Origin of the sequence: Nereida ignava, from assembly GCF_001049735.1 — a bacterium.
Classification (GTDB): domain Bacteria; phylum Pseudomonadota; class Alphaproteobacteria; order Rhodobacterales; family Rhodobacteraceae; genus Nereida; species Nereida ignava.
The window spans coordinates 313,505-332,367 of the sequence record NZ_CVPC01000002.1; the positions used below are offsets into that span (position 1 = coordinate 313,505).

Sequence of the window (18,863 nt, forward strand, 5' to 3'; positions counted from 1 at the left end):
CTTTGAAAAAACCCACCAACCTTTTCAGTATTAAATGTTGACGAATGCGTCGGCTTTTCCTAGCGTCAACTTATAAGTCGGCTAGTCTGACAGGGAAAATAAAACAGGGGTTGCTGGTTTTAGCAGCCCCTTTTTTCTTGGCATAACTATTGAGGCAAAATTAGCCTTATATTATCCCATACTAAATAATTAAATTAATGCGGCCAAAGCCGGCAAAATTCCGCTTTGCGCAATGACACACCAAATTAGGCGTGATAAGCCGCTGGCAGTTTTAAAAAATACGGGAAAAGCCATGATCAAACTCTTCAAATTCTGTGCAATTCTCGCAGTTTGTGCCGCGCCAGCTTGGGCGCAAAGCACAACATCAGACACAGATCAGACCGCCCCTGCGGGAACTGTGAGTACCGATGGCGATGCAGGCATCCCTTTGCAACTGGGCGAAGAAGAAGCACCCAACGGACCACAGCCGGGCCAAACTTATGTTCTCGAAGAAGCGGGCGCGTGGGAAATTCGCTGTGTTAAGCGCCCCGAAGGGGCAGAGCAGCCGGATCCGTGCCAGCTGTACCAGTTGCTGAAAGATCAAGAAGGCAATTCGGTCGCTGAAATTAACATGCTCGCCCTGCCCGCAGGAAGTGCTGCAGCGGCGGGTGCCAATGTTGTTGTCCCCCTTGAAACACTACTGACCGAGCGGCTTACAATGGCGATTGATGGCGGACCTGCCCGCAGATACCCGTTTGCGTTTTGCAGCCAAGTGGGATGTTTGGCCCGCCTCGGATTTGCAGATGCTGATGTGGCCAATTTCAAACGCGGAAACGTGGCAAAGCTGACAATTGTACCAGCGGTTGCACCAGATCAGAAAGTTGAACTGGATGTATCACTAAGCGGCTTCACCGCAGGTTTTGCGCGTCTTCAGGAACTATCGGCCCAATAAATCCGTCTGATTAAAGACAAAAAAGGTCGCCCGGCTTATTAAGCTTAGCGGCCTTTTTCTATGGCGCACCTCTTTATGGCGCACGTCGCAACGCGATAACCGCGTTTAAACCACCAAATGCAAATGCATTCGACAGCGCCACATCAACTTTCGCATCGCGCGCAACATTCGGCACCACGTCAAAGGCGCACTCTGGATCTGTCTCTTGATAATTGATCGTCGGGGCAATAACCCCTTCTCTAAGGGCCATCAGACAGGCCAGTAGCTCTACTGCCCCGGTCCCGCCGATTAAGTGACCATGCATGGACTTAGTTGAACTCATCATCAATTGGTCAGCATGGGGCCCAAACACTTCGGCAACGGCAGCGCATTCTGTCTTGTCATTGGCCGCGGTTCCCGTGCCGTGGGCGTTGATATAGCCAACTTCAGATCGGTCAATTTGCGCATCGCGCAATGCCCCTGCGATGGCACGCGCGGCTCCGGCTTTGGACGGCATAACGATATCAGAGGCGTCAGAACTCATCGAAAACCCAATCACCTCAGCAAGAATTTCCGCGTCGCGGGCTTTGGCATGCTCAAACTCTTCGAACACAAACACGCCAGCACCCTCGCCCTGCACCATCCCGTTACGGGTTGCACAAAATGGCCGGCAACCATCTTTGGACATGACCCGCAACCCTTCCCAGGCTTTGATGCCACCAAAACAGAGCATGGCTTCTGATCCACCTGTGATCATAGCCTTCGCGCTTCCGCCGCGGATCATGGTAAATGCCTGCCCCATCGCGTGATTTGATGACGCGCAAGCTGTGGCAACCGTAAAGGATGGGCCGCGCAAATTATGTTCCATACTGACATGAGCCGTTGCGGCATTATTCATCAGTTTGGGGACGATAAAGGGATGAACGCGGTTCTTGCCGTCCTCATAGACGGTTCGATAATTTTCGTCTTGGGTGGTCAACCCACCCCCAGAAGTGCCTAGGATAACACCTGCCTGATCCGCTAGTTCGCCAGTAAAGATCAATCCCGATTGGGCAATCGCTTCGCGCGCAGCGAGCAGGGTAAATTGCGTGAACCGGTCATAAAGAGCGATCTGCTGGCGGTTAAAGTGATCCGCTTCGTTATAGCTGTGAATTTGCCCCCCAATGGTGACGGAAAGCCTATCAACGTCGCGCATATTCAGCGCAGAAATACCACAGACACCTTCCGCCATCGCGGCTTGTGTAGAAGCAACATCACGGCCAAGCGCATTGATTGTGCCGGCCCCCGTAATGACGACGCGGGCCATTAGGCCGCCTCGTTCACAAGCTTTTCGATCGCTTTTGTGATGGAGCCAACGGTCGAGATATCAAAGTCGCTTTGAGACGGCTCATTGGCATTGAAGGGCACGGAAATGTCGAAGGTTTCCTCGATCGCAAAGATACACTCGACCACGCCCATGCTGTCCACACCCAACTCAGCCAAGCTGCTTTCAAGTGTAATCTCAGCCGGATCAAGCATGGCTTGCTCTGCTATAATATCAATAACTTGCGATGCAATGCTCATGTGGCTTTGGGTCCTGTATGATCGCTGAATTTTAGCTGTTGTCGCTGTCAGAAGTAGGTGCTTTTTTCAGGGCTGCAACATCTTTGGCAAGACGCGGCAGACGGCGCAGCGCCTTGTACTGTTCAATCCCCGACTTCATAGGAATTGCGGGGTCCCCCATCAGAACCCTGCCCGCTGGTTGGTTGGTCCTGATCTTGCCACTTCCGCTAAGAATAACATCATCGCCAACAGTGACATTATCAACCACGCCAGACTGCCCCGCCAACACAACACGGTCGCCAAGCGTACTGCTTCCCGCCACGCCGGACGCACCGCAAAGCAAGCAATCCTCACCCACGACAGCGTTATGTGCCAGTTGGACAAAATTATCGATTTTCGTCCGATTACCAATTTTCGTGTCACGGATTGTGCCACGATCAATACAGGTGTTCGCGCCGATATCTACTTGATCGCCAATCGTCACGCTGCCCAAAGAATGTATGCGGGTCCAATGTTGGCCCGCTGTCTCGCCGCGTTCACCCAAAGTTTCACGAATTTGCTCGGTCGGGGCCTTATCTGGCGTTACAAAGCTAAAACCGTCAGAACCGATCACAGTCCCAGACTGGCACGTAAAGTCATCCCCAATGGTAACCTTATGCCCTATGTTCACGCCTGCGTGGATCAACGCCTGTGCGCCAATTTTTGTACCATATCCAATGGTGGTGTGTGCCCCAATTTGCGCATTATCGCCAACAACCACATCAGCACCTATCACAACAAACGGGCCGACAGACGCGCCTTTGCCAATTACGGCGGACGGATCGATGACAGCCGAAGGGTGAACGCCTGAACCAATCTTGGGCCCTTCATCGAACATCTTAGAAAGCGGCCCAAGGCTAAACCGTGGCCGTGGCACGCAGACAGCACCTTTCAGACCAAGCGCCTTCCAATCCGCATCAGACCAGAGCAAAGCAGCCTCAGCCGCAGCGCTTAAATCTGCCGCAGCAGATTCTGAAAAAGCCAATGCGAGTTGATCATGCGCTGCATCCTGAGGCTCGGACAGTCCGCGCAGGACAAGTGTCTCATCCCCAAGCGCCTCAGCGCCCAAAGCCTGTGCGATTTCAGCCAATGTATAGATTGTCATGTCCACGCCCCTTTACGCATGCGGGTGTCGGCGCAAGACTTAGCCGCTGACGCTCCGCAGGGCCACCCCTTCCCGCGCCAAGGCACGCCAAATCCGTGCATCGCGACCGTAAACGTCGCGTCGGAACTGAACTGGCCCATCAGGTGAGGTGATCGCTGTACGGTACATGATATGCACGGGCACAGGCTGTTTTAGATTCACGGTCGCTTCCTCACCCATCGCCAGCAGTGACTGGAAAAACGCCTTTGGGTTACTCTCTTGCTTTGCCAAAAGCGCGTAAGCAAAATCAAACGGGTCGTTCAAACGGATGCACCCGTGACTGAACGCACGAACATTGCGACTGAACAAGCTTTTGGCGGGCGTGTCGTGAAGATAAATGTTGTAGCGGTTGGGAAACATAAACTTAACCAAGCCCAAGGCGTTCCCCTTTGACGGGGGCTGGCGCATGTTGAAAGGGAAGGTCTGTTCATCAAACTGACTAAAATCGACCGCGCCACGGTTAATCTTGCGACCCGAACTATCAGTGATTTCAAGTTGGCTCACCGCGTTGCGGTTTTCCTTCAAAAGCGGCAGGTACTCCTTCGTGGCGATCGAGCGCGGCACGTACCAGCTTGGATTAATGACCATAAATTCCATCACGTCTGAAAACTCTGGGCTGCGCTGGTCCGAGACGTTCTTGCCCACCACACTGCGGGTTTGGAACGTCACAGTGCTCCCATCCATAATTTTGGCGGTAAAATCTGCTAAATTGACATCGATATGACGTTTTCCGCGTGGACGGTTCATCCAACGCTCGCGCTCCATTGCAACGATCACGTTACGTAAACGGCGTTCCATCGGCACGTTGATTTCCTTCAGCGTCACCGCTCCGGCAACACCGTCCGCGGGCAGACCGTTGCCAAGCTGAAATTGCTGCACCGCTTTTTGCAGATCCGCGTCATATGTTGCTGACGCACTGCGGCGCATGTAGCCCATCGCCACCAGACGGTCGCGCAACTCAACCACGCCCTTACCGCTTTGACCTGGCTTAAGCGATTTACCAGATACCGTCGGGCCCCAACCGCCTTTTGCGATTTGACGTTCCATATCCAGCTTGGCTTTCATTAAGCGCGTATATTCGGGGTTCTTGGGCGGCAGGCTTTTCATAAAGCCAACGGGGTTTGAATTTGCAAACGCATCAAGGGTCGCCAAACGGTTGCGGTACGGGACTTTGCGTACAATTTCCTCGTCCACCCGTGACGGCGTCAAAATACCGGTCTGAATGTCACGTGCGTAGGAAAGAAACTGACGAGACAACTCAACTTCCAGCTTTCCGCGTGCTGTGGCACCTTCCGCTGCGCCAATCAATTTCCGTAGTTTAGCATCATCGTATTTGGCTGAGGGCAATCCATGATCTGCTGCACCCGCAAACGCCGCAACCAATGCACGGCGCCGCGCGCGATCTTTGTTGCCCGACCCGACCCACAAGGCTTCATAACCCGTTGCTTTGTAATAGGCAGCAATATCGCGATCTTTGGCAGCTGCCGTCGCAATTGCTTGTTTTAATTGAGTATCTTGGGCCAAAGACGGCGACGCCATAGCCAACATCAAAACAACAAGACCCAACCACAGCACCGCCAGCGCGTTGCGCCAGACAATCAGGCCACGATCTACAGTTTTGGCGCTGACACGACCCTCGGCGCGCGCGTTCAGATGGTTGTTGAATTGGCGTCCGGAAATAACTTGTTTACGCAACATGTGTTTTGTCCCCCACACATTTAACTGTGTTTACTACTTGGCAGATACGCGCAGCACACACCCGCAAGATGAATGATCCACGATGCCGCTTTGCCTGTCTATTCACAAATTCCTCATCTATTCGTTCTAGAAGCCATTTGTGGCATAGCAGCCAGTTTTCAGCGCCCGCATCTGTGCGCTGCACGACCGTAACGATTGACGAAGACCCTGATACGCAAAAATATGCCGAAATTCGCGGTAATTCGTGGGTCTGACAAATCTATCCTTGGTTGCTGATTCCCCTTGTGCAATAACACCCGCATATCTGGGGAGATGTAATAGCGGCGAGCCTGCCTGAGGGCTCTACGCATAAAGCAGGACGACGAGGCACGATGAGCACGGTATCTTCCACTTGCATCACACGGCGTGGGCTTTTGACGGCGTTTGCCGCAAGCGCGATCACAGCCGCCCCAACGTATTCAAACGCCGCAGGTTTTCTGCGTGGCGCTGGCGACATTCGCAAGCTCAAAGCTTACTCTGGACGGACCGGTGAGAGCATTGAAATGATCTATTGGGTTGAGGGCGAATACCTGCGTGACAGCCTAAAAGAGATTAACTGGTTCATGCGCGACTGGCGTCAGGACAAAGCAATCAAAATGGACACGCGCACGATTGATGTGATGGCCGCGGCCCATAATTTGATGGATACGCCCGAACCCTATTTGCTGCTGTCTGGCTACCGGACGCCCCAAACAAATTCGATGCTTCGGTCACGAACCGGTGGCGTGGCGAAAAAGTCGCTGCATATGAAGGGTCAAGCAGCTGATCTTAGGGTCAGTGGGCGTTCTGTAAGCCAAATGGCCCGCGCAGCGCAGGCTTGTGGCGGCGGCGGCGTTGGCCGCTACACCAAATCGAACTTCGTACATATGGATTGCGGCATCGTGAGAACTTGGGGACGTTAATTCGGCACACCCTACCACTCCAAGTTTCTTTAGAGATTTCGTGGGCATTTGAACAAAACAGCCCAAGGCATCTTATTCAAAGCGCAAGATCAGGCTAACATTTTGGTATGTCTGATTTGCGAACGATCAAAAATATCGGCCCCGCCTTTGAAGAACAGCTTATCGCGGCAGGTATCGCTGATGCCCAAACCCTACGCAGCCTAGGCCCGGATGCGGCCTACGCCATGTTATTGGCAGCGGGCAACAAACCCCATTTCATCGGGTACTACGTTCTGGTCATGGCACTGCAAGGGCGTCCTTGGAATGATTGTAAAGGCGCAGAGAAAGAAGCGCTGCGGATCAAATTCGACGCTCTAAAGGCAAACCGCACACAAAACGACACTGGCATCGAACGCGAACTAGATGCCGTTGGGACTGGCCTGATCAGATAGGCCCGTCAGCCAAACAAGAAAAAGGGCGCAAAGGTTTCCCCCCACGCCCTCTCAAATTCAAGTCACAAGTGACTTAGCCAACCAGTTCAAGACCAGAGAAGAAATATGCGATTTCTTCTGCAGCAGTTTCTGGAGCGTCAGAACCGTGAACAGAGTTTTCGCCAACTGATTCAGCAAACTCAGCGCGGATTGTGCCTGCAGCCGCATCGCTTGGGTTTGTAGCGCCCATAACTTCGCGGTTTTTCGCAATTGCGTCTTCACCTTCAAGAACCTGAGCAACGATTGGGGCAGACGCCATGAATTCACACAGCTCACCGTAGAAAGGACGCTCTGCGTGCACTTTGTAGAACTCGCCTGCTTGTGCAGCTGTCAGGTGGATGCGCTTTTGTGCAACGATGCGCAGGCCAGCAGCTTCAAATTTTGCATTGATCGCGCCAGTCAAGTTGCGGCGTGTTGCGTCAGGTTTGATGATTGAGAATGTACGTTGGATAGCCATGATAGACCCCTTACAGGTTTTGAGTTGCGGTAATGATTTGGCGCGCACTTAGCACCCTTTCCCGCCCATGAAAAGCCTGCGTTGACGGGGGCCACGTAAACGGGCATGGACCGTGCATGTTACGCATTTCAGACATCTCATTCGCCATCGAAGGCCGACCGCTTTTTGAAGGCGCATCCGCCACAATTCCCACAGGCCACAAGGTCGGTTTGGTTGGGCCAAACGGCGCCGGCAAAACCACATTGTTCCGCATCATTCGCGGCGAGTTTGCCCTTGAAGGCGGGTCAATTTCGGTGCCAGAGCGCGCTAAAATTGGCGGCGTAGCCCAAGAGGTACCCTCCTCTGAAACCTCATTGCTCGACACGGTTTTGGCCGCTGACACCGAGCGCAGCGCTTTGTTGGCAGAGGCTGAAACCGCAACGGACCCCGCTCGCATTGCCGATGTTCAGATGCGTTTGGCCGATATCGATGCATGGTCTGCCGAAGGCCGCGCCTCATCCATTCTCAAGGGTCTGGGTTTTGATGCGGCCGAGCAATTGATGCCCTGCTCTGCGTTCTCGGGCGGCTGGCGGATGCGTGTGGCTCTTGCGGGTGTGCTCTTTGCTCAGCCCGATATTTTGTTGCTGGATGAGCCGACAAACTATTTGGACCTTGAAGGCGCGCTTTGGCTGGAAACCTATCTGGCCAAATACCCTCACACCGTTGTCATCATCAGCCACGATCGCGGCCTGTTGAACCGCGCTGTCGGGCACATCCTGCACCTTGAAGGGCGCAAACTAACGCTCTGGGCTGGTGGTTATGATCAGTTCGCCAAAGCCCGCGCCGAGCAGCGCGCCATTCAAACTGCCGCCGCGAAAAAGCAAGATCTGCGCCGCGCGCACCTGCAAAGCTTTGTGGACCGCTTCAAGGCAAAGGCATCAAAAGCCAAGCAGGCCCAATCACGTGTGAAGATGCTTGAGAAAATGGAGACAATCACGCCGCCCGAAGAAGCGGCAAAGCGCGTTTTCACCTTCCCCGAGCCCGAGGAAATGTCCCCACCCATCGTCAATGTTGAAGGTGCGGACGTCGGATATGATGGCACGCCGGTTCTTCGAAAGCTGAACCTGCGCATTGATCAAGATGACCGCATCGCACTTTTGGGCAAAAACGGTCAGGGTAAGTCGACGTTGTCGAAACTGCTGTCAGGTCGCCTTGATGCGATGGCGGGCCGTGTGGTCATGTCATCCAAGTTACGCATTGGTTATTTTGCACAACACCAAGTGGATGAACTCTTTATTGACGAGACCCCGCTTGACCACATCAAACGGCTGCGTCCCGATGAAGGACAGGCCCGTTTGCGCGCCCGTCTAGCTGGCTTTGGGCTTGGCGCAGATCAGGCTGACACGCTTGTAGCAAAGCTCTCTGGGGGGCAAAAGGCACGCCTGTCGCTGCTGCTTGCCACCCTAGATGCCCCGCATATGCTGATCCTTGATGAGCCGACCAACCACCTTGATATTGAAAGCCGCGAGGCCCTTGTTGAGGCCCTAACGGCCTACTCGGGCGCGGTCATTCTGGTCAGCCACGATATGCACCTGCTCTCAATGGTTGCTGACCGGCTTTGGCTGGTTAAAGACGGCGGCGTAGCACCGTACAACGATGACCTTGATGCCTACCGAAAACTGCTTTTGACCAATGATGCACCGCTGAAAAACAAAGATAAAGCCACTGCTAAACCCGCCAAACCAAAAGTCACTAAAGACCAACTCACGGCCATGAAAACAGACGTTCGCAAATGCGAAGAGCGCCTCGAAAAGCTAAACGTCATGGGCGACAAGCTGGCCAAGAAACTGGCGGAACCAACTCTTTACGAAGACGGCAAAGCAGGCGAAGCTGAAGTGTGGCAGAAAAAATACGCCGAAGTGCGCACAGCGCTCGACCGCGCCGAGGCGCTTTGGGTCGCCGCATCAGAAAAGCTCGAGGCGGCGAGCAAACGAGTTTAAGGCCCCGGACAGGAGACCGGAATGGACATAGCGTTTCTCATCACTGCATTCGCGACACTTTTCGTGATCATCGACCCGATTGGCCTTACTCCCATTTTTGTGGCCCTTACCACGGGAATGTCCCCGCAGCAGCGCCGCCAAGTTGCGCTGCGGTGTTGTCTTATCGCCGTCGGTATTTTGTTGGCATTCGGCCTTTTTGGAGAGGCATTGTTGGGGTTTGTGGGCATTGGAATGCCCGCATTCCGCATTTCAGGAGGTGTTTTGTTGTTCATCACTGCTCTCGACATGCTTTTTGAACGGCGCCAATCTCGGCGCGAAGATCAAGCTGAAGAAGAACCCGTAGACGACCCGTCTGTCTTTCCTATGGCCATTCCACTCATCGCGGGCCCCGGCTCTATCGCGACGATTATTCTGTTGACGGGCGATCAAGACTGGATGGGATTTGTCGCAGTCACCCTGGTCATGATCAGCGTTATCATCTGCGCGTTTTGCCTGTTTCTGTTCGCAGGCGTCATCGAGCGCGGATTGGGCAAAACGGGCGTCAACATCGTCACACGCCTTCTTGGGATGCTTCTTGCAGCCCTATCGGTTCAATTCATCCTTGACGGGTTGCGCGACTTTGGCATCGGGTTGATCTGATGGATGGCGGCGACACCGCGCAACTGCTCTACATGGGTTTGCTCATTGTCGCGATCGGCGGCAGCTATTTGGTGAGCCAACGACGTAATCTGGGTAAAACACTGCAACAAGCCGCGATTTGGGTCCTTATCATCCTTGGTGCGATCGCTGGTGTCGGGCTTTGGGAGGATATCAGCGGCACAGTTACTCAGGCCCAAAACACCAACGCCGCAGGTCAAATTGAGGTGCCGCGGCGGGCAGACGGGCATTTCCATCTAACGCTACAGGTAAACGGTGTCGGCGTGCCTTTCTTGGTAGATACTGGCGCAAGCGAGATTGTTTTGACCCAAGACGACGCGCGCCGCGTGGGGTTTAACACTGCGACTTTGGATTATTTCGGGCGGGCAAACACGGCTAATGGCACAGTCAGCATTGCATTTGTGCGCCTTGAAACTGTGCAACTTGGCGAGATTATCGACACTGGCGTGCGCGCGACAGTCAATAGCGCACCGATGGAAGGCAGCCTTCTGGGGATGAGCTATTTGCAGCGCTTTGCCGAAGTTTCAATCCGCGGAAACACTTTGATCCTGACGCGGTAAAATCCGTAACCAAATGCCGTCTTTGGCACGTACGGTCAGGTGGGCCACTGGTACCGGAACCCGATCTTGGACCAACTCAAACCGGTACGCACGCACCAGATCCGCCAACATCAAGACCCCTTCCAGCATTGCAAAACCCGCCCCTGTGCAAACCCGTGGGCCACTGCTGAACGGCATATACGCCTGTCTAACAGCTTGCTTAGCCTCTGGATTTTGAAAACGGGTTGGATCAAACTGATCTGGATCATCCCACAACCGAGTATGGCGGTGAAGATGCCAAGGGCTCAGCACAATTTGCGCACCACGCTTCACATCGCGGCGGCGAAATTCAATATTTTCTGCGGCCTCGCGCACCATCATGGGAACTGGCGGATAAAGCCGCAGCCCCTCGCGAAACACATCGCGTGTCACACGCAGTTTCGACAAATCGGAGAATTCCAGATCACTGTCTGGCACTTCCTCGGCAATCTTGTCCTGCCATTCAGGATACATCGCCAGCAAATACAGCGTCCACGCCAAAGCAGAAGCGGACGTTTCATGACCCGCCAAAAAGAAGATCGCTACCTGATCGACCATTTCATCAGCGCTGAAAATCTCGCCTGTTTCGGGATCAGGGGTCGTCATAATTTTTGTAGCCAAATCATCGGGCGCGCGTCCCTGCAATATCTCTTCCAGCCGCGTTTCGGTCAGCTCCGCAATCAAGGCACGAATGGTTTTAGCAGTTTCAGACGTTTGGCGCCGAAAGACACGGGGCATCCATTTCGGAAGCCGAACAAAGGCGGCTAAGTTCAAAAGCGGCTGACTGCGTTGGTAGTCTCTGAACTGTGAAAAAACCGATTGCGCGATTGGCGTATCAATAGGCAGCGAAAACAGGGTGCGAAAAATTACGTCAGCCGCCGCATGGCTGGTGAGCGGCTCAATATCGTGTGCGGTTCCATCGGCCAAAGGTGCGAGGCGCGCAACAGTTGCAGCGCTTGCTGCTTTAATCGACGGAAATACCTCGCGTAGCCGTCCGCCTTCGAACGCGGGATCAATTATGCGACGCTGTCGCTTCCATGCCTCGCCGTTCGTCAAAAATACGCTGTCTCCCAACAAAGGGCGCAGGCCTTCGCTGATCCGGTTTGATTTGGGAAAACTATCTGGCTCAGTTTTCAGAACACGCTCAGTCACCTGAGGATCATTCACAAGGTAGCTGCGGAAAAACAGCGTCCGAAATTCCGCCATCCAAGCGCCGTAAAGTTTGGCAGGTTGTGCGGACAAAATATCTGCCCGAAACAACTTCATATACCGCCAGAGCGATACACGCTCAGGCCGCGATGCTGGTTTGGGGGGCGTATGTCATTGCTACTCATGGGGCGGTCTTTGTGAACTTTGACACAGCCCTGACGATCCGTGAGTTCGACGGGGCACGTCCTTTGAACCGCTCTGCGAGAGACACAGGGCCACCAGTAATTTGGAAATAGTCATAGTCAGCTGGGCGATCGAATGCGCAGAGGTATTGAAAATGAGAACGGAAAAACCGCCAACGGAGCGCCTTCCACCGCGCAGCACTTAGTGTTTGGGAAAACGCTGCAGAAATTACCAAAGGCCACCGTTGTGTGGACCGCGCAACGCCCGACACAGCAACAGGATCACAAAGCGCAAACGCACAGCCATCACCCGGTGCAGTTACATCCACCCATGTCAGTGGCGCAGCCTCACTAAGGTAGTGCAGATCACGGCGCAACTCATCTGCACGGGGAAGAAAACTGACCATTGGTACAACTTGTCCAAGTGACAGAAACGCCAGCGCCGGTTGCTTTGTGGGCAGATTGCCATCACGCAGAACGTCGGCCAACGCCGACACTGCCAGATGCGCACCAGAGGAGTGCCCAACAACCAAAACCTCATCTACATCGCTGCGCAGCGCGTCAGAGATTGCAGCGGAAAATTCCGCAATTCGCTGTTTTAATGCAGCTGAATAGGCGCCGCAGATCGCAGCAGAGTGGCTATAATCATGCATCAAATAGTAGGCGAAAAACTTGTTGTCGTTGGTTTTGAACCAGCACAGCACGCACCATGAAGCGACAACAGCGACCGTCAATGATATTGGCCAAATGCTAAAACCGGCGCCCGCTTGCATCGCCCAACTCAGCAACCGATAGACCACCGTGCCGAGCCAAAACGCCAAGCCCGCCTGCCCCAGCAAAAACACCACTGGATAAAGCGCCGCAATCATGGGGCCTTTTCGGAGCTTCATCAGCCGCCACAGAACGCCTGTTGAGATGTAAATCCATGCAGTCTTGAACAACTGCGCATAAGTCGCCGCGATCGTGTTCGACATGCTGTCACGCACAATGTCGGACCAAACGAGCACTTCAAAATCGCTCTCCGTTATATGGCCGTCAATATCTGCGTTCACATGCCAGCCATACCGCGCGCCTGTGTGTTTGGCGGATAATTCAATATCATAGCCGCTGATCCGCCCCTGATCCTTGCTTTGTGTTCGGTAAAGCTCGCGGTATCTGCGCGGGTGGATCGGATCATATCCAGGAATATAGAACACCTTGCGGCGCTTAACACGCGCCGAAGTAGCTTCTTCCGAATGTGAGTGGATAGATTTCATACCCAAGCGTTAGAGGCATTTTTGGGCAAAATGAGGGCAAAAAGGTTAACCGAAATTTGCTAATGCAGGGAAAGTCTCAAGCAGCCAAAAGCTGAATTCCGTGAATTGCCCTGTCAGCATCATCAAACCAACTGTCCAGAGCAGAAGACCCATCACCCGCTCAATCTGCTGCATGTGTCGCTTCATCCATGCCATCACGCCACTCAAAGAAGGGAAAAACGCCGCGACAAGCAAGAACGGGATGCCTAATCCGATGGCATAGACTGCCAACAGCGCGGTGCCCCGAACAGCACTTGCCTCGGATGCGGCCAGCGACAAAATCGCCCCCAATTGCGGCCCAATGCACGGCGTCCAGCCAAAGGCAAACGCTAGCCCGAGAACATAGGCACCAAACGCAGATCCACCCTGATCACCTGCATCCATGCGTATCTCACGGTCCATGAAGCCGATACGGTATACACCAACAAAATGCGCGCCGAAAACCATGATAACCACGCCCGAAGCCACCACGAACCATTGCTGGTTTTGCAGGAAAAATGCCCCCATCAACGAGGTTGTAAAGCCCAAGATCAAGAACACAGTCGACAGGCCCAAAACGAAAAACAGCGCGGTCCCTAACGCTTTGGCTCGCGCAGATTTCTCGCTGTTCATATCACTAACGCTCACACCGCCCATATAGGCCAAATAAGGTGGCACGATCGGCAGTACGCAGGGGCTCAGGAAAGAGATAATGCCTGCAACAAGGGCGATCCCCATGGCAGGCAGCAGCGTTACGTCAAGGACGGAAAAATCTAACATGCCACCCTGATACGGGTTTTTTGCGGGTGGGCAAATAGCAAGGGCGTTACAAAATGTGGACAAAATGTAACATCGCGGCTAGCTCATCAGACATGGAACACGATGATACCCTTGATGCGGTTGGCCTGCTTTGCCCGCTGCCTGTTTTGAAAGCGCGCAAGCGGCTCAAAAGCCTGCAAACCGGCCAGGTTCTGCGCATGGTTGCCAGTGACCCTGCGGCACAAATTGATGTGCCACATTTTTGTACCGAGGCTGATCACACGTTTTTAGGTACCGACGAAAGCGATGAAAATACCGTATATTACATTCAAAAGAACTAGCCTGACCCCGAAACTTTAGCCGACAAAAAAGCCGCGCAGCTTATGCTACGCGGCTTACTTTTATCAGTGTCTTGATCCTAAGGGCTATTTAGACCCAAGGCTCCACCAACCGCGGCGTTTGGGCTTTGGTGCGACTTCTTCTACCACCGGCTCGGCAGCAGGTTCTGCTGTTGGCGTAGGTGTTGGTGCCGGTGTCGGCTCTGCCTTCTCAATAGGGGCTTCTGCCGCTTTAGCGGCCTCTGCCTCTGCTGCTTTTTGAGCTGCAGTTTTACGTGGCTTACGAACGCGCTTGGGCTTTTCAGCAGGCACTTCTTCAGCCGTGTCTGCTTTTGTATCAGCCGAAGCCTCAGCAGTGCTCTCTGATTTGGCAGCCTCTGCCTCCGCCGTTTCGGCCGCTTTTTGAGCCGCAGTTTTACGTGGCTTACTAACACGCTTGGGCTTTTCTGCAGGCGTGTCTGCGGCAGGCTCTACAGCCGCTTCGGGTGTTTCAGCTCCAGTCTCTGTTTCCACTTCCGCAGTAGGCGCAGTGTTCTCTGGCGTCTCAGTAGGCTCTTCTGAACTTTCAGCAGATTTACGACCTCGACCACGACCACCACGGCTGCGGGTCCGGCGCGGCTTTTCTTTCGGCTCGGCCTCATCAGAAGGCGCATCAGCATCAGAGGTTGCTGTCTCAGCGGACTCTGCAGCTTCACCTTCGCCGTCCTCCGACGTTTGTGCAGCTGCGTTTTCTTCTGAACGCGCCTCATCCGAATTCCCACCCCGACGGCGGCGACGGCGACGACGGCGTTTTTTGGGCTGCGCCTCACCATCTACTTCCGCCTCTGGCGCTGTGCTCGCCTCAGACGAATCATCAGAAATCTCGGCTTCGTCTTCAGCGTCATCGATATCAGCCATAATCGAGGCATCCACAGACACAACGGCCGGTGCAATTTTCGTCACAACACGCGACGCAGTCTTGAATTTCTCAATGCTGAAATCGGGGCTTACCAAAGTTGGATCGCCTTCGATGCGCACGGACATGCCGTAACGCGTTTCGATCTGCGCGATGTGCTCGCGCTTCATATTCATCAAGAAGTTGGCAATACCAACGGGACATTTCACCAGCACTTCTTTGGTACGACCGCGAACGCCCTCTTCCTCGAGTTGGCGCAAGATCGACAGACCCGTGCTGTCATCGGAACGGATCAGGCCTGTGCCATGGCATGACGCACACGGCTGCGTGGTAGCTTCAAGCATTCCGGGGCGCAGACGCTGACGGGACATTTCCATCAAACCGAAGCCAGAAATGCGGCCCACTTGAATGCGCGCACGATCTGTTTTCAGTTTGTCTTTCATCCGTTTTTCAACGGCGATGTTGTTGCGACGCTCGTCCATATCGATGAAATCAATAACGATCAGGCCCGCAAGGTCGCGCAACCGAAGTTGACGGGCAACTTCATCAGCGGCTTCAAGGTTGGTTTTGAGCGCGGTTTGCTCAATGCTGCTTTCTTTGGTCGCGCGGCCAGAGTTTACGTCCACCGCAACAAGCGCCTCGGTCACACCGATCACGATATACCCACCCGATGGCAGCTGAACTGTCGGGTTAAACATGCCGGCCAGATAGGTCTCAACCTGATGGCGTGCAAACAGCGGAAGGCTGTCTTCATAGCGCTTCACGTTTTTGGCGTGGCTCGGCATGATCATTTTCATGAAGTCTTTGGCCGTGCGGTAACCGCCCTCGCCCTCAACAAGTACTTCATCGATATCGCGGTTATAAAGATCGCGGATCGAACGCTTGATCAGATTGCCTTCCTCATAAATCGCGGCGGGCGCCATCGATTTCAGGGTAAGCGAGCGAATTTGCTCCCAAAGGCGCTGCAAATATTCATAATCGCGCTTGATCTCGGATTTGGTCCGCTTGGCACCGGCCGTACGCACGATCAGGCCGGCACCTTCTGGTACCAGAATCTCATTAGCAATTTCTTTGAGCTTTTTGCGATCAGGCGCGTTGGTGATCTTGCGGCTGATCCCACCGCCGCGAGCGGTATTTGGCATCAAGACGCAATAGCGACCCGCAAGCGACAAATACGTGGTCAGCGCAGCACCCTTGTTGCCGCGTTCTTCTTTTACGACCTGCACCAAAAGAATTTGGCGGACGTTCACGACTTCTTGGATTTTATAGCGGCGCGGGCGAGGTTTGCGCACAGGGCGCACATCTTCGCTGTCGTCTTCTTCTGCAACAGATTCGATACCATCATCTTTGGCCGTTGCATCAACTTCCGTATTGTCGCTTTCGTCAGCCGCTTCAGCTTCCTCGGAAGCATCAACAGCTTCGCTGGCATCATCTTCAGCAGCAGACGCATCATCCGCGTTGCTTTCTGCGTCGGTAGTACCTTCTGCGTCAGCTTCGGCTTGCGCAGGCGTTTCAACCTGCTCGGCCTCTGGCGTTACGGCCTCTGTAGCAGCTGCATCGGTTTCCAACGGTGCATCAGATGACACTGCTTCATCGGCTTCAGTAGCTAATTCAGCCGTGACTACCGCATCATCTGACTTAACCTCAGCTGCTTTTGAGCGGCCACGGCCACCGCGCCTGCGGCCCCGTTTAGGCTTGCTCTCTTCTTCCTCTTCCTGTGCTTTCAGGCTGTCTGTGTATGCTTTTTCTTCAGCAATCAGCGCTTCGCGGTCAGCGACAGGGATCTGATAGTAATCGGGATGAATTTCGCTGAACGCGAGGAAGCCGTGACGGTTTCCACCGTAATCAACGAACGCCGCCTGCAAGGACGGCTCAACACGTGTTACTTTTGCAAGGTAGATGTTGCCAGCGAGCTGGCGTTTGTTTTCTGATTCAAAGTCGAATTCCTCAACTTTGTTTCCATCAACCACAACAACGCGGGTTTCTTCCGCGTGGGTGGCGTCAATAAGCATTTTCTTAGGCATTTTATCCGTTCGCACCGTCCCAAACGCCGATCACGCCTATCAGGCGGAGACCTGAGGCGAGATGAAGTGGAAGGGATTGGGTGTCTGTCTATGGCGAAACGCGGCCGATCAAGCGGGAGAGCAGATGCACGAACAGGCAAACCGTAATGGTCTGTCAACTGCTGTGCTCGGCCTTTTTGCCCGTCTCTGGCGCGCGTCATCGCGTTTCTTCTCCGACACATAACGTCGCCTCAAATCGTGGGGGACGCGGTGCCAATTATCTCACGCGGCGCTGCTTTTGGCGGCAATCGCGTGCGTTCTAGTGGGTCAATGACCCGCAATCGGTCTGTCAGGTTGGTCGCGAGATTTCTCAGGGACAGGTCAGACAGCGAAACTCATATCGCAGCACCCGAGCTGTCTGCTTTGGCCTGCGTATCTAGATAGTAGGTATGAAGCGCCATAATTACAATGCTAAACCGACGCACCACCCCGCAGTTTAGGTGTCAGCCCAAATATTCAGATCTTTGCAGTCCGTATTTGGCCATTTTTTCATTCAAGGTCCGGCGCGGCAGACACAACTCATCCATTACGGACACGATGCTGCCCTTGTGGCGGCGCATGGTGTTATCGATCAACATCCGTTCAAACGCCTCAACGTATTCCTTAAGCGGCTTTCCTTCGGTGGTCATGACTGGTGCCATTTCCTCGGCGTCGCTCATCAGAAGTGATGTGATGCTACTATTTTCACGCCGGTTTTGCAGCACTGCGCGTTCAGCCGCATTAATCAACTGACGTACGTTTCCGGGCCATGGGGCTTGCAGCAATTGTGCGGCTTCTTGCGCGCTAACTTTGGGCGCGTCACAGCCGTATTCATCAGCGTATTGTTCCGCCAAACGCGTGAAAAGCGTCAGGATGTCTTCGCCGCGTTTACGCAATGGCGGAACAGTAATACGTAAAGCGGTAAGCCTGTAAAACAAATCTGGCCGTAGCGCGTCCTCAACAGTTCGCCCCTGCTCTTGCAGATTACAAATGGCAACGATCCGTGTCTCGGCAGGTGTGCCTTGCTCATTTATGACACTCAACAAACGGGCCTGTGCCGCGTCACTAAGTGCTTCAATATCCTCAAGCACCAGCGTGCCACCGCGCGCTTCTTCAACTGCGCAAATACGGCCATCCTCTGAGGCATCAAAAAGGCGTTTCATCAACGCATCTTCATCAACACCACCACAACTGACCAACACAAACTTCTTCGCCGCGCGTGCACCAACCGCATGAAGGGCGTGGGCGACAAGCGTTTTGCCCGTCCCCGTTTCACCGTCGATCAGCACATGACCGTCGGCCTGCCCCAGATCCAAAATATCTTCCTTAAGACGCGCCATCACCGGCGATGCACCGATCAACTTTTTCATCAGCGCGCCGCCGTCAGACAGCTCGCGACGCAGCGCACGGTTATCAAGCGTTAAGCGCCGCGCCCGCGCAGCGCGCTTGGCTAAATCGGACATCGTTTCAGGATTGAACGGCTTTTCAAGAAAATCAAACGCCCCGACCCGCATCGCCTCGACGGCCATGGGCACATCGCCGTGGCCCGTGATCATGATAACAGGAAGTGCACTGTCGGTGCACATCAACCGCTTGAGGAATTGCATACCGTCCATGCCGGGCATCCGGATGTCACTGACCACAATACCGGGGTAATCAGGCGCAATGCCTTTCAACGCGTCTTCCGCGCTGGCGAATGTTTCAGTCTCATATCCCGACAGTGCCAACCATTGGCTTATGGACTGACGCATGTCCTTTTCATCATCAACAATCGCGATCTTCATCGGCTTAGCCATGGGGCATCCTTAT

Annotated in this window: 17 protein-coding genes; 7 read left to right on the forward strand and 10 right to left on the reverse strand. The window is 54.0% G+C overall.

The genetic code is table 11. From position 1 onward, the window contains the following. The first annotated feature begins 292 nt into the window (after nucleotides 1–292). On the forward strand, nucleotides 293–931 hold the full coding sequence (locus NIG5292_RS01710; protein ID WP_048597727.1) for an invasion associated locus B family protein: 639 nt from the start codon (nucleotides 293–295) through the stop codon (nucleotides 929–931). A gap of 73 nt (nucleotides 932–1,004) precedes the next feature. Here NIG5292_RS01710 and NIG5292_RS01715 read toward each other — a convergent pair whose 3' ends face one another. The 4 genes from NIG5292_RS01715 to NIG5292_RS01730 are packed head-to-tail and all read right to left on the reverse strand — an operon-like array spanning nucleotide 1,005 to nucleotide 5,183. After that, nucleotides 1,005–2,216, reverse strand: a complete 1,212-nt coding sequence (locus NIG5292_RS01715; protein ID WP_048597617.1) for a beta-ketoacyl-[acyl-carrier-protein] synthase family protein — start codon at nucleotides 2,214–2,216, stop codon at nucleotides 1,005–1,007. Beyond that, on the reverse strand, nucleotides 2,216–2,473 hold the full coding sequence (locus NIG5292_RS01720; protein ID WP_048597618.1) for an acyl carrier protein: 258 nt from the start codon (nucleotides 2,471–2,473) through the stop codon (nucleotides 2,216–2,218). The genes NIG5292_RS01715 and NIG5292_RS01720 overlap by 1 nt, the downstream gene beginning before the upstream one ends. A 31-nt stretch (nucleotides 2,474–2,504) precedes the next feature. Beyond that, nucleotides 2,505–3,596 carry a UDP-3-O-(3-hydroxymyristoyl)glucosamine N-acyltransferase gene (gene lpxD, locus NIG5292_RS01725; protein ID WP_048597619.1) on the reverse strand — a complete coding sequence of 364 codons (1,092 nt, stop codon included), beginning with the start codon at nucleotides 3,594–3,596 and terminating at the stop codon, nucleotides 2,505–2,507. Between the two features lie 39 nt (nucleotides 3,597–3,635). Then, entirely contained in the window at nucleotides 3,636–5,183 is a 1,548-nt protein-coding gene (locus NIG5292_RS01730; protein ID WP_048597728.1) for a L,D-transpeptidase family protein, read from the reverse strand. Nucleotides 5,184–5,704: 521 nt separating this feature from the next. On the opposite strand from NIG5292_RS01730, the gene mepK reads away from it, so the two are divergent. Together mepK and NIG5292_RS01740 are read left to right on the forward strand one after the other, a co-directional pair. Further along, on the forward strand, nucleotides 5,705–6,274 hold the full coding sequence (mepK, locus tag NIG5292_RS01735; protein ID WP_048597620.1) for a peptidoglycan L,D-endopeptidase MepK: 570 nt from the start codon (nucleotides 5,705–5,707) through the stop codon (nucleotides 6,272–6,274). Nucleotides 6,275–6,381: 107 nt separating this feature from the next. Then, nucleotides 6,382–6,705: a TfoX/Sxy family protein gene (locus NIG5292_RS01740; protein ID WP_048597621.1), complete on the forward strand. Its 324-nt coding sequence runs from the start codon at nucleotides 6,382–6,384 to the stop codon at nucleotides 6,703–6,705. Between the two features lie 73 nt (nucleotides 6,706–6,778). On the opposite strand, the gene ndk is transcribed toward NIG5292_RS01740, so the two are convergent. Beyond that, nucleotides 6,779–7,201, reverse strand: a complete 423-nt coding sequence (gene ndk, locus NIG5292_RS01745) for a nucleoside-diphosphate kinase (RefSeq protein ID WP_048597622.1) — start codon at nucleotides 7,199–7,201, stop codon at nucleotides 6,779–6,781. 116 nt (nucleotides 7,202–7,317) lie between these two features. Here ndk and NIG5292_RS01750 point away from each other — a divergent pair, with 116 nt between their 5' ends. From NIG5292_RS01750 to NIG5292_RS01760, 3 genes are read left to right on the forward strand one after another with little or no spacing between them, the layout of a single operon-like run. Continuing rightward, nucleotides 7,318–9,180, forward strand: coding sequence for an ABC-F family ATP-binding cassette domain-containing protein (locus NIG5292_RS01750; RefSeq protein ID WP_048597623.1), 1,863 nt, complete (start codon nucleotides 7,318–7,320; stop codon nucleotides 9,178–9,180). 21 nt (nucleotides 9,181–9,201) lie between these two features. Next, a complete protein-coding gene (locus NIG5292_RS01755) occupies nucleotides 9,202–9,819 on the forward strand; it encodes a MarC family protein (RefSeq protein WP_048597624.1) in 618 nt (205 codons plus the stop codon). Further along, complete coding sequence (locus tag NIG5292_RS01760; RefSeq protein ID WP_048597625.1) at nucleotides 9,819–10,397, forward strand: retropepsin-like aspartic protease family protein; 579 nt, start codon at nucleotides 9,819–9,821, stop codon at nucleotides 10,395–10,397. The genes NIG5292_RS01755 and NIG5292_RS01760 overlap by 1 nt, the downstream gene beginning before the upstream one ends. On the opposite strand, the gene NIG5292_RS01765 is transcribed toward NIG5292_RS01760, so the two are convergent. The 3 genes from NIG5292_RS01765 to NIG5292_RS01775 form a co-directional block, all read right to left on the reverse strand. Further along, nucleotides 10,362–11,681, reverse strand: coding sequence for a cytochrome P450 (locus tag NIG5292_RS01765; protein ID WP_048597626.1), 1,320 nt, complete (start codon nucleotides 11,679–11,681; stop codon nucleotides 10,362–10,364). The genes NIG5292_RS01760 and NIG5292_RS01765 overlap by 36 nt on opposite strands. A 64-nt stretch (nucleotides 11,682–11,745) precedes the next feature. Next, on the reverse strand, nucleotides 11,746–13,002 hold the full coding sequence (locus tag NIG5292_RS01770; protein ID WP_048597627.1) for a hypothetical protein: 1,257 nt from the start codon (nucleotides 13,000–13,002) through the stop codon (nucleotides 11,746–11,748). A gap of 45 nt (nucleotides 13,003–13,047) precedes the next feature. Continuing rightward, nucleotides 13,048–13,800, reverse strand: a complete 753-nt coding sequence (locus NIG5292_RS01775; protein WP_048597628.1) for a cytochrome c biogenesis CcdA family protein — start codon at nucleotides 13,798–13,800, stop codon at nucleotides 13,048–13,050. Nucleotides 13,801–13,853: 53 nt separating this feature from the next. On the opposite strand from NIG5292_RS01775, the gene NIG5292_RS01780 reads away from it, so the two are divergent. Beyond that, nucleotides 13,854–14,120, forward strand: a complete 267-nt coding sequence (locus tag NIG5292_RS01780; protein WP_233488139.1) for a sulfurtransferase TusA family protein — start codon at nucleotides 13,854–13,856, stop codon at nucleotides 14,118–14,120. 84 nt (nucleotides 14,121–14,204) lie between these two features. Here NIG5292_RS01780 and NIG5292_RS01785 read toward each other — a convergent pair whose 3' ends face one another. After that, the gene (locus NIG5292_RS01785; protein WP_048597629.1) at nucleotides 14,205–17,036 is read right to left on the reverse strand and encodes an Rne/Rng family ribonuclease; all 2,832 of its coding nucleotides are present in this window, start codon (nucleotides 17,034–17,036) and stop codon (nucleotides 14,205–14,207) included. Between the two features lie 482 nt (nucleotides 17,037–17,518). Beyond that, nucleotides 17,519–18,850, reverse strand: a complete 1,332-nt coding sequence (locus tag NIG5292_RS01790; RefSeq protein WP_048597630.1) for a sigma-54-dependent transcriptional regulator — start codon at nucleotides 18,848–18,850, stop codon at nucleotides 17,519–17,521. Nucleotides 18,851–18,863: the final 13 nt, after the last annotated feature.

Excerpts from the sequence above, each read along its gene's own strand:
- lpxD (WP_048597619.1), bottom strand. The coding sequence starts at position 3,596 with ATGACAATCTATACATTGGCTGAAATCGCACAGGCTTTGGGCGCTGAG.
- mepK (WP_048597620.1), top strand. The coding sequence starts at position 5,705 with ATGAGCACGGTATCTTCCACTTGCATCACACGGCGTGGGCTTTTGACG.
- NIG5292_RS01760 (WP_048597625.1), top strand. The coding sequence starts at position 9,819 with ATGGATGGCGGCGACACCGCGCAACTGCTCTACATGGGTTTGCTCATT.
- NIG5292_RS01720 (WP_048597618.1), bottom strand. The coding sequence starts at position 2,473 with ATGAGCATTGCATCGCAAGTTATTGATATTATAGCAGAGCAAGCCATG.
- NIG5292_RS01730 (WP_048597728.1), bottom strand. The coding sequence starts at position 5,183 with ATGTTGGCTATGGCGTCGCCGTCTTTGGCCCAAGATACTCAATTAAAA.
- NIG5292_RS01740 (WP_048597621.1), top strand. The coding sequence starts at position 6,382 with ATGTCTGATTTGCGAACGATCAAAAATATCGGCCCCGCCTTTGAAGAA.
- NIG5292_RS01710 (WP_048597727.1), top strand. The coding sequence starts at position 293 with ATGATCAAACTCTTCAAATTCTGTGCAATTCTCGCAGTTTGTGCCGCG.
- NIG5292_RS01780 (WP_233488139.1), top strand. The coding sequence starts at position 13,854 with ATGTGGACAAAATGTAACATCGCGGCTAGCTCATCAGACATGGAACAC.
- NIG5292_RS01715 (WP_048597617.1), bottom strand. The coding sequence starts at position 2,216 with ATGGCCCGCGTCGTCATTACGGGGGCCGGCACAATCAATGCGCTTGGC.
- NIG5292_RS01755 (WP_048597624.1), top strand. The coding sequence starts at position 9,202 with ATGGACATAGCGTTTCTCATCACTGCATTCGCGACACTTTTCGTGATC.
- NIG5292_RS01765 (WP_048597626.1), bottom strand. The coding sequence starts at position 11,681 with ATGAAGTTGTTTCGGGCAGATATTTTGTCCGCACAACCTGCCAAACTT.
- NIG5292_RS01785 (WP_048597629.1), bottom strand. The coding sequence starts at position 17,036 with ATGCCTAAGAAAATGCTTATTGACGCCACCCACGCGGAAGAAACCCGC.
- NIG5292_RS01770 (WP_048597627.1), bottom strand. The coding sequence starts at position 13,002 with ATGAAATCTATCCACTCACATTCGGAAGAAGCTACTTCGGCGCGTGTT.
- ndk (WP_048597622.1), bottom strand. The coding sequence starts at position 7,201 with ATGGCTATCCAACGTACATTCTCAATCATCAAACCTGACGCAACACGC.
- NIG5292_RS01750 (WP_048597623.1), top strand. The coding sequence starts at position 7,318 with ATGTTACGCATTTCAGACATCTCATTCGCCATCGAAGGCCGACCGCTT.
- NIG5292_RS01790 (WP_048597630.1), bottom strand. The coding sequence starts at position 18,850 with ATGGCTAAGCCGATGAAGATCGCGATTGTTGATGATGAAAAGGACATG.
- NIG5292_RS01775 (WP_048597628.1), bottom strand. The coding sequence starts at position 13,800 with ATGTTAGATTTTTCCGTCCTTGACGTAACGCTGCTGCCTGCCATGGGG.